Source organism: Streptomyces sp. NPDC031225 (genome assembly GCF_055570355.1).
This window is the reverse complement of sequence record NZ_JBVIHJ010000023.1, coordinates 54,634-70,993: the sequence shown is the minus strand read 5'-3', so window position 1 is coordinate 70,993 and position 16,360 is coordinate 54,634. Positions and strand designations below refer to the sequence as shown.

Annotated in this window: 14 protein-coding genes; 6 read left to right on the top strand and 8 right to left on the bottom strand. The window is 70.9% G+C overall.

The features are described 5' to 3' along the window. Nucleotides 1-2 precede the first annotated feature (2 nt). The 6 genes from ACZ48Z_RS32890 to ACZ48Z_RS32865 all read right to left on the bottom strand — a co-directional run bounded on the left by ACZ48Z_RS32890 (nucleotide 3) and on the right by ACZ48Z_RS32865 (nucleotide 7,679). A complete protein-coding gene (locus tag ACZ48Z_RS32890) occupies nucleotides 3-836 on the bottom strand; it encodes a siderophore-interacting protein (protein WP_468739547.1) in 834 nt (277 codons plus the stop codon). A 42-nt stretch (nucleotides 837-878) separates the two neighbouring features. Continuing rightward, nucleotides 879-1,925, bottom strand: coding sequence for an ABC transporter substrate-binding protein (locus ACZ48Z_RS32885; RefSeq protein WP_468739546.1), 1,047 nt, complete (start codon nucleotides 1,923-1,925; stop codon nucleotides 879-881). A 129-nt stretch (nucleotides 1,926-2,054) separates the two neighbouring features. Further along, nucleotides 2,055-3,215 carry an acyl-CoA dehydrogenase family protein gene (locus ACZ48Z_RS32880; protein ID WP_468739545.1) on the bottom strand — a complete coding sequence of 387 codons (1,161 nt, stop codon included), beginning with the start codon at nucleotides 3,213-3,215 and terminating at the stop codon, nucleotides 2,055-2,057. Nucleotides 3,216-3,222: 7 nt separating this feature from the next. Further along, nucleotides 3,223-4,143, bottom strand: a complete 921-nt coding sequence (locus tag ACZ48Z_RS32875; RefSeq protein ID WP_468739544.1) for a hydroxymethylglutaryl-CoA lyase — start codon at nucleotides 4,141-4,143, stop codon at nucleotides 3,223-3,225. Continuing rightward, the gene (locus ACZ48Z_RS32870) at nucleotides 4,140-6,056 is read right to left on the bottom strand and encodes an acetyl/propionyl/methylcrotonyl-CoA carboxylase subunit alpha (RefSeq protein ID WP_468739543.1); all 1,917 of its coding nucleotides are present in this window, start codon (nucleotides 6,054-6,056) and stop codon (nucleotides 4,140-4,142) included. The genes ACZ48Z_RS32875 and ACZ48Z_RS32870 overlap by 4 nt, the downstream gene beginning before the upstream one ends. 6 nt (nucleotides 6,057-6,062) lie before the next feature. Next, on the bottom strand, nucleotides 6,063-7,679 hold the full coding sequence (locus ACZ48Z_RS32865; protein WP_468739542.1) for a carboxyl transferase domain-containing protein: 1,617 nt from the start codon (nucleotides 7,677-7,679) through the stop codon (nucleotides 6,063-6,065). Nucleotides 7,680-7,777: 98 nt separating this feature from the next. Here ACZ48Z_RS32865 and ACZ48Z_RS32860 point away from each other — a divergent pair, with 98 nt between their 5' ends. The 4 genes from ACZ48Z_RS32860 (at nucleotide 7,778) to ACZ48Z_RS32845 (ending at nucleotide 11,604) form a co-directional block, all read left to right on the top strand. Continuing rightward, complete coding sequence (locus tag ACZ48Z_RS32860; protein ID WP_468739541.1) at nucleotides 7,778-8,371, top strand: SACE_7040 family transcriptional regulator; 594 nt, start codon at nucleotides 7,778-7,780, stop codon at nucleotides 8,369-8,371. A gap of 164 nt (nucleotides 8,372-8,535) precedes the next feature. After that, nucleotides 8,536-9,693: an acyl-CoA dehydrogenase family protein gene (locus tag ACZ48Z_RS32855; protein WP_389111243.1), complete on the top strand. Its 1,158-nt coding sequence runs from the start codon at nucleotides 8,536-8,538 to the stop codon at nucleotides 9,691-9,693. Between the two features lie 34 nt (nucleotides 9,694-9,727). Continuing rightward, nucleotides 9,728-10,594, top strand: coding sequence for an acyl-CoA thioesterase (locus ACZ48Z_RS32850; RefSeq protein WP_468739540.1), 867 nt, complete (start codon nucleotides 9,728-9,730; stop codon nucleotides 10,592-10,594). 11 nt (nucleotides 10,595-10,605) lie between these two features. Then, complete coding sequence (locus ACZ48Z_RS32845) at nucleotides 10,606-11,604, top strand: cation diffusion facilitator family transporter (RefSeq protein ID WP_468739539.1); 999 nt, start codon at nucleotides 10,606-10,608, stop codon at nucleotides 11,602-11,604. Here ACZ48Z_RS32845 and ACZ48Z_RS32840 read toward each other — a convergent pair. Beyond that, a complete protein-coding gene (locus ACZ48Z_RS32840) occupies nucleotides 11,582-12,370 on the bottom strand; it encodes a phosphatase (protein ID WP_468739538.1) in 789 nt (262 codons plus the stop codon). The genes ACZ48Z_RS32845 and ACZ48Z_RS32840 overlap by 23 nt on opposite strands. A gap of 295 nt (nucleotides 12,371-12,665) precedes the next feature. Here ACZ48Z_RS32840 and speB point away from each other — a divergent pair, with 295 nt between their 5' ends. Together speB and ACZ48Z_RS32830 are read left to right on the top strand one after the other, a co-directional pair. Further along, entirely contained in the window at nucleotides 12,666-13,634 is a 969-nt protein-coding gene (speB, locus tag ACZ48Z_RS32835) for an agmatinase (RefSeq protein WP_468739537.1), read from the top strand. Beyond that, nucleotides 13,631-15,325, top strand: coding sequence for a thiamine pyrophosphate-binding protein (locus ACZ48Z_RS32830; RefSeq protein ID WP_468739536.1), 1,695 nt, complete (start codon nucleotides 13,631-13,633; stop codon nucleotides 15,323-15,325). The genes speB and ACZ48Z_RS32830 overlap by 4 nt, the downstream gene beginning before the upstream one ends. 111 nt (nucleotides 15,326-15,436) lie before the next feature. Here the strand turns inward: ACZ48Z_RS32830 and ACZ48Z_RS32825 are convergent, their stop codons facing one another. After that, nucleotides 15,437-16,243 (bottom strand): endonuclease I family protein, encoded by an 807-nt coding sequence (locus tag ACZ48Z_RS32825; RefSeq protein ID WP_468739535.1) that lies wholly within the window; start codon nucleotides 16,241-16,243, stop codon nucleotides 15,437-15,439. Nucleotides 16,244-16,360: the final 117 nt, after the last annotated feature.

Here is a 16,360-nt window from a genome sequence, read left to right as displayed (position 1 = left end):
GGCTATTCAGCCGCGCGCAGCTGCTCCTCGGTCATCCCCTGCCGCCAGTAGCCCACGAACGTGACCCGGCGCCGGTCGATCCCGAGCTCCCGCACGAAGTGCCGCCGCAGCTCCTTCACGCACCCGGACTCACCGGCGATCCAGACGTACGGCCGCTCGGCGGGCGGCAGTTGGGCATCGCGCAGCGCGCCGAGGGCCAGCGGGGTCGCCTCGGCCCCGGTCCTGTCCCGCACGAGCCAGGTGATCTCGGCATCGGCCTCGGTGACCAGATCCTGGATGTCCCCGGCGTCGTGCACCTCCAGCCAGACCCGCGCACGCTGTCCTGCGGGCAGCGATTCGAGGATCGCCGAGACGGCCGGGAGCGCGGTCTCGTCGCCCCACAGCAGCACCAGATCGGTGTCCTCGGGCGGCCGGAACCGGATCGCCCGGTTGTCGGCGACCGCAGGCCCGAGCAACTGGACCCTGTCCCCGGCGCAGGCCCGCGCGGCCCAGCGGGACGCGGGCCCGGCGGGCTCGTGCAGCACGAAGTCGATGTCGATCTCGTCGGGATCGCGCCGCAGACCCCGGAGGGTGTACGACCGCATGACCGCGCGCTCCTCGTCCGGCAGCTCCCGCCAGGCCTGCCACCAGCCGTCCCCGAGCTCGACGGGAACACCGGGCTCGGTCCGCCCTTCGGCGGGGAGGAACAGGGACAGGGACTGATCGCGTCCGTCGGAGAAGAAGTGCCGGACGTCCTCCCCGCTGAAGCTGACCCGGACGAGAGACGGCCCGAGCCGCCTCGTCCGTTCGACCTGGAGGGAAAAGAAACGGAACGGGGCGGCTACGGCCGTAGTCATGGGTAACTCCTGAATCGACGTCAGGGATGCCTGCTCGGGGGACTAACTGACCTTCTTCGCGGTCTCGATCGCCTTCGCGAGGTTCTCCACCATCGCCACGCACTTGTCGTACGACGGGATCGGCTCGGGCGAGCGCGAGATGACCTGTCCGGCCTTCACGGCGGGCAGCTGCTTCCAGGTCGCCTCGGTGATGTCGGCCGGCTGGATCGTCGCCGTACGGTCGTCCATCATGATGATGTCCGCCTTGTACTTGTCGACGTTCTCCCAGCTCAGGCTCTCGAACCAGCCGCCGCTCGCCTTCAGCACCGACGCCGGCGGCTCCACGAAGTTCACGCCGAGGGCCTTGAAGTACTCCAGGTCGACGGAGAGGTTGGAGCCGGAGACGTAGAAGACGTCCTGCGCCGCGGACCCGGCGAGCACCTTGATGTCGGGGTGCGCCTTGGCGGCGGCCCGCAGTCGCTCCGACGCCGCCTCGAACCGCTTCTTCGCGTCGGTGACCTTGGCGGCCGCCATGTCGGCGCCGAGGGACTCGGCCAGCTCCCACACCCGCTGGAGCGGCGCGGTGAGCTGGCGGTCGTAGACGGAGATGCCGACGCTCGGGGCCAGCTTGGCGATCTTGGACGCGGAGGCGGCGGGGACGTACCAGAGGGTGCCCGCGCTGTCGAAGATCGTGGTGATGAGGACCTCGGGCGCGAAGGCCGCGTACTCCTCGACGTTGAACTGGTCCCAGACGTTGCCGAAGACCGTCAGCTTGCTGACGTCCATGTCGCCGGCCTGGACGTCGGCCTTGCCGTCCTTGGTCTTGGTGGGGCCGAAGACGCCCTTGACCTCGATGCCGTAGTCGTGGAGCGCGGCGGCCACGCCGACGAAGGCGACGATCTTCGTGGGGACCTTGTCGAGCTTCACGGTCGTACCGCGGTCGTCCTTGAAGGTCCAGGGGCCGGACTTCGCGGCCGTGGTCTCCTTGCTCGAGCCCGCGCTGCCGGAGTCGTCGTCACCGCAGGCCGCGAGCACGGCACCGAGGCCGAGTGCGCCTCCCGCGGCGAGGAGGCCACGGCGGGTGAGATGGGCGGCTCGTGCGTTGGACATGTGTGGCTGCTTTCGAACGGGGCGGAGCGCCCGCCGGACAAGTTCGAACGTAGGTTAGCCTAACCTCACCGAATGTCCAGAGGGTGGGCGCCGCCCCACCGCAGCCGTGGGTGCCCTGTGAGCTGCGCCCTAACCTGTCAGCCCCAACTCCCGCGCGATCAGCATCCGCTGGACCTCGCTGGTGCCCTCGCCGATCTCCAGGATCTTGGAGTCGCGCCACATACGGGCGACCGGGTACTCGTTCATGAAGCCGTAGCCGCCGTGGACCTGGGTGGCGTCGCGGGCGTTGTCCACGGCGATCGTGGAGGAGTACAGCTTGGCGAGGGCCGCCTCCTTCTTGAAGGGCTCGCCCAAGACCAGGCGCGAGGCCGCGTCCCGCCAGGCGAGGCGGGCCGTGTGGGCCTTCATCTCCATGTCGGCGATCTTGAACTGGATGGCCTGGTTGGCGCCGATGGGCCGCCCGAACGCCACCCGCTCCTTCGCGTACTTCACCGACTCGTCCACACAGCCCTGCGCGAGCCCCGTCGCGAGAGCGGCGATGGCGATCCGGCCCTCGTCGAGGATGCGCAGGAACTGGGCGTAGCCGCGGCCCTGTTCACCCAGCAGGTTCGCCGCCGGGACCCGGACGTCGGAGAAGGACAGCTCACGGGTGTCGGAGGCGTTCCAGCCGACCTTCGAGTACGGCGCCGCGACCGCGAAGCCCGGGGTGCCCGACGGCACGATGATCGAGGAGATCAGCGGCTTGCCGTCCGGCTTGCGCCCGGTGACCGCGGTGACGGTGACCAGGCCCGTGATGTCGGTGCCGGAGTTGGTGATGAAGCACTTGGTGCCGTTGATGACCCATTCGTCGGTGTCCGGGTCGAGGCGGGCCGTGGTGCGGGTCGCCCCGGCGTCGCTGCCGCCGTCCGGTTCCGTGAGGCCGAACGCGCCCAGGATCTCGCCCGAGCACAGCCGGGGCAGCCACTCGCGCTTCTGCTCCTCGGTGCCGAACAGGTGGATCGGCATGGCGCCCAGGGAGACGCCGGCCTCCAGGGTGATCGCCACCGAGGAGTCCACGCGCGCGAGTTCCTCAAGGACGAGGCCGAGGGCCAGGTAGTCGCCGCCCATCCCGCCGTACTCCTCGGGGAACGGCAGCCCGAACAGGCCCATGCGGCCCATCTCGCGGACGATCTCGTACGGGAACTCGTGGTGCTCGTAGTACTCGCCGATCTTCGGCGCCACTACGTCATGGGCGAACTCCTCGACCGTGCGGCGGAGTTCTTCCAGCTCGGGGGAGAGGCGGTGGTCCATCGGTGGGTCACTCCTGGTGGGAGAGGGCGCGGACGGTACGGGACGGGCTGGGTCGGCCCAGGTGTTCGGCCATCCAGACGCTGGTGGCGACGAGAGAGCCGAGGTCGACCCCGGTGTCGATGCCGAGGCCCTGAAGCATCCACACGAGGTCCTCGGTGGCGAGGTTGCCGGTGGCGGACTTGGCGTACGGGCAGCCGCCGAGGCCGCCCGCGGAGGCGTCCACCGTGGTGACGCCGTGCTGGAGGGCCGCGTAGGTGTTGGCGAGGGCCTGGCCGTACGTGTCGTGGAAGTGCACGCCCAACGTCTCGACCGGGACGTCGAGTTCGGTCAGCAGCGCCCGTACGTGGCCCGGTGTCGCCACGCCGATGGTGTCGCCGAGGCTGAGTTCGTCGCAGCCCATGTCGAGCAGGGCGCGGCTGACCCTGACCACCTGCGGGACGGGGACCGCGCCCTCCCACGGGTCGCCGAAGCACATCGACAGATAGCCGCGGACGTGCACGCCCGCCGCCCTGGCCCGGCCGACGACCGGCTCGAACATCGCCAGGGCCTCGTCCACCGTGCGGTTGAGGTTGGCCTTGGCGAAGGACTCGGTGGCGCTCGCGAAGACGGCCACCCGGGTGGCGCCCAGCGCGAGGGCGCGGTCCAGGCCGCGTTCGTTCGGCACGAGGACGGGGAGGTCCGCCGCCAGGTCGCTGACGCGCGGGAACAGCTGTTCCGCGTCGGCCAGTTGAGGCACCCACTTCGGGTGGACGAAGCTCGTCGCCTCGATCGTGGTGAGCCCCGCGTCGGCGAGGCGGCGCACGAACTCCGCCTTCACCTCCGTCGGCACGGTCGACTTCTCGTTCTGCAGGCCGTCGCGGGCGCCGACCTCGTGGATACGGACGCGGGCGGGCAGGCCGGGTTCGGGGACCGTCATGGGCAGGGTCACTTCGCCGCCTCCTCGTGGGGTGCGATCACGGCCAGGACCTGGTCCATGGCGACCGTCGTGCCCGGCGTGACGTCGAGTTCGGCGACGGTGCCGGCGTGCGGGGCGGAGATGACGTGCTCCATCTTCATCGCCTCGACGACGAGCAGACTCTGGCCCGCGGCCACCTCGTCCCCGACGGCGACCTTCACGACGGTCACCGTGCCGGGCATGGGCGCGGTGAGCGAGTCGGCACCGGCGTGCGCGGAGCGGGTGAGGGATGCGGCCACCGGGTCGTGGTCGCGCACGTGCCAGGCGTCGCCGTCACGGCCGATCCAGTCGGCGGCACGGTGGAAGGTGTGACGGACCCCGTCGAGGGTGACGGTGACCCGGTCCTCGGTGACCGTGTGGGTGCCGCGCGGGACGTACTCCACGGGTTCCTGTACCCGGAGGTGGAATCCGACGGGCTTCTCGAAGCCGCCCAGCCGCCAGCCGCTCGGCACCGAGAACGGGTCGGTCCAGCCGTCTCCGTGCGGGCGCAGTGCTTCGAGGCGGACGGCCGCCGCCGCCTCGTACACCTCTTCCGGGACGTCCGTGGAGACCAGGCCGTTCACCGCCCGCTCGACCAGCCCGGTGTCCAACTCGCCCTTCACCACGTCCGGATGGGCCAGCAGCCGCCGCAGGAACCCCGCGTTGGTCTGCACGCCCAGCGTCACCGTCTCCGCGAGGGCAGCCCGGAGTTTCCTGAGCGCGGTCGCGCGGTCCGGGCCGTATGCGATGACCTTGGACAGCATCGGGTCGTAGAGGCTGCCGACCTCGGTGCCCTCGCTGAGCCCGGAGTCGGTGCGGACGCCGTCGCCCTGGGGTTCGTGGAGGCGGAGCACGGTGCCGCCGGACGGGAGGAAGCCCTTCGCGGGGTCTTCCGCGCAGACGCGGGCCTCGATCGCGTGCCCGGTCAGTCGGACGTCCTCCTGCCCGTACGGCAGCGGCTCGCCCGCCGCGACCCGCAGCTGCCACTCCACCAGGTCAAGGCCGGTCACCAGCTCGGTCACCGGGTGCTCCACCTGGAGGCGGGTGTTCATCTCCATGAAGTAGTACGACGACGGATCGCTGCCCGGGACGATGAACTCCACGGTGCCCGCGCCCCGGTAGCCGCAGGAGCGGGCCGCCTGGACCGCCGCCTCGCCCATGGACGCGCGCGTGCCCTCGTCCAGCAGGACCGAGGGCGCCTCCTCGACGACCTTCTGGTGCCGCCGCTGCAGCGAGCACTCGCGCTCACCGAGGTGGATCACATTGCCGTGGCCGTCGGCGAGGACCTGGATCTCGATGTGCCGGGGCCGGTCCACCCACCGCTCCACGAGCAGCGTGTCGTCGCCGAAGGAGGCGCGGGCCTCACGGCGGGCGGCGGCGATCTCCTCGTCGAGGACGGTGAGGTCCCGGACCAGCCGCATGCCCTTGCCGCCGCCGCCCGCGCTGGGCTTCAGCAGCACCGGGGCGCCCAACTCGCGGGCGGCCTCGGCGAGATCGGGGTCACGGCCGCCGGGCACGACCGGCACCCCGGCCGCCTGCACGGTCTCCTTGGCGCGGATCTTGTCGCCCATGAGGGCGATCGCGTCCGCCGGGGGCCCGATGAAGACCAGCCCGGCGTCGGCGCACGCGCGCGCGAAGGACGCGTTCTCCGCGAGGAAGCCGTAGCCCGGGTGCACGGCCTGGGCGCCGGTGCGGGCGGCCGCCTCCAGGAGCCGCTCGACGGACAGATAGCTCTCCGCGGCCGGCGCCGGTCCCAGGCGTACCGCCGTGTCCGCCTCCCGGACGTGCCGCGCGTCGGCGTCGGCGTCGGAGAAGACGGCGACCGAGCGCACACCCAGCGCGCGCAGGGTGCGGATGACGCGGACCGCGATCTCGCCCCGGTTGGCGACAAGCACTGTGTCAAACATGGGTCCTCACATCCGGAAGACGCCGAACTGGGGGTCGCCCAGCGGCGCGTTGGCGCATGCGGTCAGGGCCAGGCCGAGCACCTGCCGGGTGTCGAGCGGGTCGATGACCCCGTCGTCCCACAGGCGGGCGGTGGCGTAGTAGGCGTTGCCCTGACGCTCGTACTGGGTGCGGACCGGGTCCTTGAAGGCCTCTTCGTCCTCGGCGGGCCACGTCTCCCCACGCGCCTCCAACTGGTCCCGCTTGACGGTCGCGAGGACCGATGCGGCCTGTTCGCCGCCCATGACGGAGATCTTGGCGTTGGGCCACATCCACAGGAACCGGGGGGAGTAGGCCCGCCCGCACATGGAGTAGTTCCCGGCGCCGTACGAACCGCCCACGACCACCGTCAGCTTGGGCACGCGCGTGCAGGCGACCGCGGTCACCATCTTGGCGCCGTGCTTGGCGATGCCGCCCGCCTCGTAGTCCCTGCCGACCATGAAGCCGGAGATGTTCTGGAGGAAGAGCAGGGGGATGCCGCGCTGGTCGCACAGCTCGATGAAGTGGGCGCCCTTCTGGGCCGATTCGGAGAACAGGATGCCGTTGTTGCCGATGATGCCCACCGGATGGCCCTGGATCCGGGCGAAGCCGGTGACCAGGGTCTGCCCGAACTCGGCCTTGAACTCGGCGAAACGGGAGCCGTCGACCACGCGCGCGATGATCTCGCGGACGTCGTAGGGGGTGCGGGAGTCGGTGGGAACCGCGCCGTAGAGGCCGTAGGGGTCGACCTTGGGCTCCACGGCGGGCCGGACGGACCAGGGCAGCGGCCCGCGCGCGGGCAGGGTCGCGGCGATGTTCCGCACGATCCTCAGGGCGTGGGCGTCGTCCTCGGCGAGGTGGTCGGTGACGCCGGAGACCCGGGAGTGCACCTCGCCGCCGCCGAGCTCCTCCGCGGTGACGACCTCGCCGGTGGCGGCCTTCACCAGCGGGGGGCCGCCGAGGAAGATCGTGCCCTGGTTCCGCACGATGACGGCCTCGTCGCTCATGGCCGGGACATAGGCGCCGCCGGCCGTGCACGACCCGAGCACGGCGGCGATCTGCGGGATGCCCGCCCCCGACATCCGGGCCTGGTTGTAGAAGATCCGCCCGAAGTGCTCGCGGTCCGGGAAGACCTCGTCCTGCATGGGCAGGAAGGCGCCGCCGGAGTCGACGAGGTAGATGCAGGGGAGCCGGTTGTCGAGCGCGACCTCCTGGGCGCGCAGGTGCTTCTTCACCGTCATCGGGTAGTACGTGCCGCCCTTGACGGTGGCGTCGTTGGCGACGACGACGCACTCCCGCCCGCTGACCCGGCCGATCCCGGCGATGACCCCGGCGGCCGGGGCCTGTCCTTCGTACATCCCGTCGGCGGCGAGGGGGGCGAGCTCCAGGAAGGGCGAGCCGGGGTCCAGAAGGCCGTCCACCCGGTCCCGCGGCAGCAGCTTGCCGCGCGCGGTGTGCCGGGCCCGGGCCCTGTCCCCACCGCCCAGCCGGGCCGCGGCGAGCTTGTCCCGCAGCTCGTCCACGAGTGCCCGGTGGGCCTCCTCGTTGGCCTTCCAGGCCTCCGACGCGGGGTCCGCCGCGCTCGTCAGCTCGGGTGCCTGATCCATGTCCCGCGGTCTCCCTCACCCAGTGATCTGCTGTTAATGAGCGTTAACCATCTCTCTCAGGTTAACGACCGCTAACCTCCCTGTCTAGAATTGCTTCCATGGCCACCAGAACCGACTCCCCCACGCGCCGGGAGCAGATCCTCAAGGAGGCCGCGCGGCTGTTCGCCGAGCGCGGGTTCCACGGTGTGGGCGTGGACGAGATAGGCGCCGCGGTCGGCATCAGCGGCCCCGGTCTCTACCGGCACTTCCCTGGCAAGGACGCGATGCTCGCGGAGCTGCTGGTGGGGATCAGCGGGCAGCTGCTGACGGGCGGCAAGCGCAGGGTGGCCGAGTGGGGCGGCGACGACCCGCAGGCGCTGCTGGACTCGCTGATCGAGGGCCATATCGACTTCGCCCTCGACGACCGTCCCCTCATCACCCTCCACGACCGCGAACTGGACCGCCTGCGCGACAGTGACCGCAAGCTGGTCCGGCAGCTCCAGCGGCAGTACGTCGAGCTGTGGGTGGAGGTGGTCCGCGAGGTGTACCCGGCACTGACCGAACCGGCGGCCCGGTCCGCGGTCCACTCGGTCTTCGGCCTGCTGAACTCGACCCCGCACCTGGGGCGGCCGGGGTCACTGCCGGGCCGGGCGGTCACGGCAGAGCTGCTGCACCGGATGGCGCGCGGTGCCTTCGGGGCGGCGGGAGCGTGACGAGGGTTACGGGATCACCTCTGGACGCCCCTCCCTACCGACCGGTACCTTAATTCTGAGCAAGCGCTTAGCCCAGGGACCGCAACCATCAATTGAGCAACCCCCACGGCGAGCAACCACTTACGCGAGAGCGGCGCCGGCTTAGGCGCAGAGAGGTGTCGGCGGTGCGCCGTACTGTGTTCAACGAGGACCACGAGGCGTTCCGGGAGACCCTGCGGGCCTTCATCGAGGCCGAGGTCGTCCCGGTCTACGACGAGTGGTTCGCGGCCGGCCAGGCGCCGCGCGACTTCTACTACAAGCTCGCCGAGCTCGGCATCTTCGGCATCCGCGTGGACGAGGAGTTCGGCGGCGCCGGCATCGACTCGTACAAGTTCGAAGCCGTGATGTACGAGGAGACCGCCCGCGCGGGTGTCCAGTTCGGCGGCTCCGGTGTGCACGTCCTGCTCGGCCTGCCGTACATCAAGATGCTCGCCACCGACGAGCAGAAGAAGCGCTTCCTGCCGAAGTTCGTCTCCGCCGAGGAGATGTGGGCCCTCGCGATGACCGAGCCGGGCACCGGCTCCGACCTCGCGGGCATGAAGACCACCGCCAAGCTCTCCGAGGACGGCACGCACTACGTCCTCAACGGCTCCAAGACCTTCATCACCGGCGGCGTCCACGCCGACCGTGTGATCGTCTGCGCCCGCACCTCCGCGCCCACCGCCGAGGACCGCCGCTTCGGCATCTCCCTCTTCGCCGTGGACACCAAGTCCGAGGGCTACTCCATCGGCCGCAAGCTGGACAAGCTGGGCCTGAAGACCTCCGACACCGCCGAGCTGGCGTTCGTCGACGTCAAGGTTCCCGTCGAGGACCTCCTCGGCGAGGAGAACAAGGGCTTCTACTACCTCGGTCACAACCTCGCCTCCGAGCGCTGGGGCATCGCCTTCGGCGCCTACGCGCAGGCCAAGGCCGCCGTCCGGTTCGCCAAGGAGTACGTCCAGGAGCGCACCGTCTTCGGCAAGACGGTCGCCACCTTCCAGAACACCAAGTTCGAGCTGGCCGCCTGCCAGGCCGAGGTGGACGCGGCCGAGGCCGTCGTCGACCGCGCCCTCGAAGCCCTCGACGCGGGCGAGCTGACCCCCGCCGAGGCCGCCAGCGCCAAGCTGTTCACCACCGAGGTCGCCCACCGCGTCATCGACCGCTGCCTCCAGCTGCACGGCGGCTACGGCTTCATGAACGAGTACCCGATCGCCCGCCTGTACGCGGACAACCGCGTCAACCGCATCTACGGCGGCACCAGCGAGATCATGAAGTCGATCATCGCGAAGGACATGGGCCTGTAAGCCGCGCGGAATCACCGGCCGGTACAACAGTTCCATGAGCCAGGCACTTCAGGATCTCCTCGATCTGCTCGACCTCGAGCAGATCGAGGAGAACATCTTCCGCGGCCGGTCCCGCCCCGCCGTCGTCCCCCGCGTCTTCGGCGGGCAGGTCGCGGCGCAGGCGCTGGTCGCCGCCGGGCGGACGGTCCCCGAGGACCGGCTCGCCCACTCCCTGCACGCGTACTTCCTGCGCCCCGGTGACCCGGGCGCGCCGATCGTCTACACCGTCGACCGCATGAACGACGGCCGCTCCTTCACCGCCCGCCGGGTCCTCGCGGTCCAGCACGGCCAGCCGATCTTCGCCCTCTCCGCCTCCTTCCAGCGGCACGAGGAGGGCTTCGACCACCAGACCGCGATGCCGGCCGCTCCCGACCCGGCGACGCTCCCCACCAACGCGGACCGGATGCGCGGCTACGACCACCTGGGCGCGGCGGTCGTGGAGAAGTTCCTGGAGACCCGCGAGGCGATCGACCTGCGCTACGTCGAGGAGCCGCCGTACGGCAAGTTCGGCGAACCGCGCGAGCCGCACTCGCAGGTGTGGTTCCGCACCAACGGCAAGCTGGCCGACGACCCTCTCCTGCACGTCGTCCTCGCCACCTACGTCTCCGACATGACGCTCCTCGACTCGGTCCTCCTCGCGCACGGCCGCGGCGGCTGGGCCGTCGGTGACGTCGTCGGGGCCTCGCTGGACCACGCGATGTGGTTCCACCGCCCGTTTCGCGCCGACGAATGGCTCCTGTACGACCAGGAGTCGCCGTCGGCCTCGGGCGGCCGCGGTCTCGGCCAGGCCCGTATCTACACGCAGGACGGGCAGTTGGCGATCTCGGTGATCCAGGAGGGCGTCGTCCGGGCGCCCAGGTGACACTGGGGACCATGAGTTCACCTGACGACAGCGGCGACGCATCCACCCCGGAGTCCACGACCACCGAGTCCACGACCACGGTGATCGTCGCCGCCGTCGCCAATCTCGGGATCGCCGCCGCCAAGGCCGTCGCCGGAGTGATCAGCGGATCCAGCGCGATGCTCTCCGAGGCCGCGCACTCGGTCGCCGACACCGTCACCGAGGTCCTGCTCCTGACCGCCCTCAAGCGCAGCGAGAAGCCCGCCGACGAGGACCATCCGCTCGGCTACGGCCCCGAGCGGTACATCTGGGCGATGCTCGCCGCCGTGGCGACCTTCGTCGGCGGCGCCGTCTTCTCCCTCTACGACGGCATCCACACCCTGGTCGCCGGGGAGGAACTCGGCGACCCCCTCGCGTCGTACGTCGTCCTCGCGCTCGCCTTCCTCCTGGAGGGCTACTCCCTGCGCACCGGACTGAAGCAGGCCCGAGGCGAGGCCGCCCGCTTCCGGGCCCCCTTCAAGGTCTACCTGCGCCACACCCCCGACACCGCCGTGAAGGCCGTCGTCCTGGAGGACTCGGCCGCGCTCGCCGGCCTGCTGCTGGCGGCCGGCGGCCTGCTGGGCGGGCAGCTCACCGGCTCCGGGGTGTGGGACGGCACCGCCTCGCTCCTCATCGGCCTGCTCCTGCTGTACGTCGCCTGGGTGCTCGGCCGCTCCAACGCCGAACTCCTCATCGGCCGCCCGCTCCCGAAGCCGATGCGGGAGCGGATCAGGGCCGAACTGCTCACGGTCGAGCACATCGAGGCCGTACTGGAACTGACGACCCTCGTGCAGGGCCCGCACGAGGCCCTGGTCGCCGCCAAGGTGGACTTCCGGGACGTGTCCACGGCGGCGCAGATCGAGTGGGCCTGCGAGCTGGCGGAGGAGCGGATCCGGGCGGTGTACCCCGGGGTGAGCCGGGTGTATCTGGATCCGACGCCGGGACGGAAGCGGCCGCAGGCGCCGGGAGCTAGCGCAGACCGGCCTCGCTGAGGAGATACGCCGTCATCGGGTCGTAGTGGCGCGGGCTCACCACGTGGTCGTCGAGCGGGACCGTCACCTGGACCGTGCCCTCCGACTCGCCCACGAACAGGGCCGGGTCGTTGGAGTCGGCGTACCCGACGGAGTCCACGCCGTGCTGTCCGGCGTAGCCCGCCCAGCCGTGGTCGGCGACGACCAGGTCGGGCAGCGGGCGGCCCTCGCGCTCCAGGGCGGTGAGGATGGCCTTCATCGGCTCGCCGGAGTGGGTGTGCCACAGGGTGGCGCCGTGCTCCAGGACCGCCACGTCCGCGAACTGCATCACGTACCCCTCGTCGGTCTGCAGCCCGTCCGGGATGACCACGATCTCGCAGCCGGTTGCGCGCAGTGCCGCCGCCGTGGCGTGGTGCACGTCGAGGAGCCCGCCGGGGTGGCCGGTCGCGAAGAGCACCCGCTGCTGTCCGTCCGCCGCCTTGCGCAGCCGGGCCGCCATCCGCTCCAGGCCGCCGACGGTCAGCTCGGGGTCGATGGTGTCCTGGCCGTACCGGTGCTCCGGGTCGTCGCTGACGCCCACCCGCTCCGCCATCACCGCGAGCACGTCCTGCTCGTCGGTCCACCGGTCGCCCAGCTCCAGACCGAGCCAGTAGTGACGGTTGCCGTTCGCCAGCTGGCGGTAGTGGGAGAGGTTGTTCTCACGCGGGGTGGCGACCTCACCCGCGATACGGGTCTTCACGAGGTGGTCGACGAGCTCGGCGCGGCTGGGTGTCCCGGGTATCGGCATGTCTCCCATTCTGAAGCACGCCTTCACACCGTCGCCGCGCATCCCGCACGCTGGGACGCGGGTCACGCGATCATGACCGGCGCAGCGCGAATCCGGCTCACCCTCGGCCTGATGGACGTTTCCTCCATCCTGTCGCACTGCTGTGTACGAAACGCACAAGTCGCGATCGCTTCCCGGCCGCCTAGTGTCGACTCGGACGGGCCCGCCCGGATCCGGGCAGGCACTACGGCCGGCTGCCGCGCTCACACCCGCGGCGTCGCCTCCGCAACGAAGCGCAGGAAAGAAGGCATCCCCCATGAGCAGCAACGAGACACCCCGCGGCCCCGTCGACTCCTCCCGCATCCCGCGGTACGCCGGCCCGGCGACCTTCGCCCGGCTGCCGCGCCTCGACGAGGTCGGCCGGGCCGACGTCGCCGTGGTCGGGGTGCCGTTCGACTCGGGTGTCTCCTACCGGCCGGGCGCCCGCTTCGGCGGCAACGCGATCCGCGAGGCGTCCCGGCTGCTGCGGCCCTACAACCCGGCGCAGGACGCGTCCCCCTTCGCGCTGGCGCAGGTGGCGGACGGGGGCGACATCGCCGTCAACCCGTTCGACATCCACGAGGCCGTGGAGACGATCGAGGCGGCGGCGGACGACCTGCTGGGAACCGGCGCCCGGCTGATGACCCTCGGCGGCGACCACACCATCGCCCTCCCGCTGCTGCGGTCCGTCGCGAAGAAGCACGGCCCGGTGGCGCTGCTGCACTTCGATGCGCACCTCGACACCTGGGACACGTACTTCGGCGCGGAGTACACGCACGGGACACCGTTCCGGCGGGCGGTCGAGGAGGGGATCCTGGACACTTCGGCTCTCTCCCACGTCGGCACGCGCGGGCCGCTGTACGGCAAGCAGGACCTCGACGACGACGCCAAGATGGGCTTCGGCATCGTCACCTCGGCGGACGTCATGCGGCGCGGTGTCGACGAGGTCGCCGACCAGCTCCGGCAGCGCATCGGCGACCGTCCGCTGTACATCTCCATCGACATCGACTGCCTGGACCCGGCACACGCGCCCGGCACGGGGACGCCGGAGGCGGGCGGCATGACGTCGAGGGAGCTGCTGGAGATCCTGCGGGGTCTGGCATCGTGCAACCTGGTGTCGGCGGACGTCGTCGAGGTGGCCCCCGCGTACGACCACGCGGAGATCACGTCGGTGGCGGCCTCCCACACCGCCTACGAACTGACCACGATCATGTCCCGCCAGATTGCAGAGGCCCGCCCGCAGTGACTCACGACCACGACCTGGTGCTCCGTCCGACGGAGGCGCAGATTTCCGCTGCTCTCAACCCTCCTCCCGGCCGCAACGGCGGAGACCTGGTCGTGGAGACCCTGGCCGCGCTCGGCGCGACCACCGTCTTCGGGCTGCCCGGCCAGCACGCGCTCGGCGTGTTCGACGCGCTGCGGCGCTCCGACCTGCGGTACATCGGACTGCGGGTCGAGAACAACGCGGGCTTCGCGGCGGACGCGTACGGCAGGATCACCGGCGAGGCGGCCCCGCTGTTCCTGTCGACGGGCCCTGGCGCGCTGACGTCCCTGGCGGCCCTCCAGGAGGCGGCCGCCGCTTCGGCGCCGGTGCTGGCGATCAGCAGCCAGATCCCGACGGCCGGGCTGGGCGGCGGACGCCACGGCTATCTGCACGAACTCCCGGACCAGTCGGCCTCGTTCAGGGGTGTGGTCAAGTCGGTCCACACCGTCCGCACCCAGTCCCAGATCCCCTCCGCGATCGAGGCGGCCTGGAAGTCGGCGCTGACCGCCCCGCACGGCCCGGTGTGGGTGGAGATCCCGCAGGACGTCCTCCTGGCCCCCACCCTGATCCCCGTGGTGACGGGCGGCGACGCCTTCCCCGAGGAACTGCCGCCCCGCCCCGAACTCACGGCGGTGGCAGCCGACTTGCTGTCCCGCGCCGAACGCCCGGCGATCATCGCGGGCGGGGGAGTCGTACGGGCGGACGCGTCCCGCAAACTGCGACAGCTGGCGGAGACCCTTCAGGCACCCGTCGTCACGACCCCCGGCGGCAAGGGCGCGTTCCTCTGGACGCACCCCCTGTCCCTCCAGTCCTGGATCGAGGACCGGCACACCACGGACTTCCTGGAGGACGCGGACGTCGTCCTCGTGGTGGGCTCGGGACTGGGTGAACTCTCCTCGAACTACCACACGTTCAAGCCGCGCGGCCGGGTCGTCCAGATCGAGGCGGACCTCGGCAAGCTGGAGTCCAACCACCCGGCGCTGGGCATCCACGCGGACGCGCGCCTCGCGTTGCAGGCGCTGCTGGAGACGGTGTCGCCGAGGGAGGACGCGGAGGCGCCGGAGCGGGTGCGTGAGGTGCTGGCTCGCGTCGCGGACCGTATCGCCGCCCAGGAACTCACCCTGGAGCAGCAGCTGTTGGCGTCGATCCGCCGGGCTCTGCCCTCCGAGGCCCCCTCCTTCTGGGACATGACGATCCTGGCCTACTGGGCCTGGTCGGCCTTCGACGCCAAGGGCCCGAACCGGATGCACTCGGCGCAGGGCGCGGGCGGCCTGGGCTACGGCTTCCCGGCGGCGCTGGGTGCCGCGGTGGCCGATCCCTCGGTCCCGGTCCTGGCGGTCTCCGGCGACGGCGGCGCCCTGTACTCCGTCGCCGAACTCGCCACGGCCCGCCAGTACGACCTGAACGTCACCTGGTTGATCGTCGACGACGGCGGCTACGGCATCCTGCGCGAGTACATGACGGACGCGTTCGGCGAGCCGATGGCGACGGCGACGGAACTGACCCGGCCCGACTTCGTGGCGCTGGCGGAGTCGTTCGGGGTGCCGGGGGTGCGTACGACGCCTTCCGCCCTCGCGGACGACCTGTCGAAGGCGTTGGCCTCACCCGGGCCCTCGGTGGTCGTCCTCCCGGCGGTGCTGCGGATGTTCGCGCCGACGCACCTGGACGGCTGACGGGCGTCGGCTCGGCTCAGGTGCCTTCCGTACGCGAGTGCCCCCGTCCGCCGGCATGCCGTCCGTGGGGAACGGCATGCCGGCGTCAGGGGGCGTCACATGGCCGGCGTCCTACCAGATCGCCTCGACCCACTCCGGGTGGTCGATGAACGGGTTGCGGTTGTGCTGGTAGGTGTCGTAGATGACCTGGTTGCGCTTCTCCTCGAAGGCGCTGGGCGGGTCCGCCTCGCTCCAGGCCTTGAGGACGGCGAGCTTGCCCATGTAGGGGTTGGAGCCGTTGCCGACCTTCTCGTTGGGCTCCAGGTCGGCGAAGCCGTCGTCGCCCTCGTAGCGCACGGCCATGTAGAGGATCATGCGGGCCACGTCGCCCCGGTCCGCCGCGCGCGGCGCGAAGGAGTCGGAGTCGACGGTGCTGCCGCCGCCGTTGGTGACCGCGCTGCCGCCGTTGTCGAAGTCCAGGTTGCCGCGGATGCTGTTGACCTGGACGTCCGCCGGGCGCAGGTGGTGCAGGTCCGTGCCGGGGCCGACCACCTCGCCGAAGTCGCCGTGGGACTTGGCCCAGGTGTGCTCGCGGTTCCAGTCGCCGACGTCACCGCCGTTGAGGGACTTGGCGCGGGAGACACCGCTGTACAGCAGGATCACGTTGTTGCTGTTGTTCGGGTCCTGGTCGGTGACCTTGAGCGCGTCCCAGACCGCGGAGTACGAGATCTTCGTGACGTTGGCGCTGATGATCGTGTGCAGGGACGACTTGAGGCTCGTCCCCGTCTTGCCGATCGCGTTCTTGTAGTACGTCGCGTCGTACGCGGTCGTGGTGGCGGCGGCCGGGGTCGTGGTCACGACCGGGGCGGCGAGCCCGACCAGCACGGCGGCGGTGGTGAGCGCCACCGACTTCCAGCTGTGGATGCGTGTCGCCAGCATAAAGGGGGTCCCATCTACGCGGGTTGAACGGAGGCGGCAGATGGGAGCGTGGCATGAGCATGCTGCCTTGTAAATGGACGGCGCGTGTCCATTGGGTGACCTGAAACGGCAAATCGG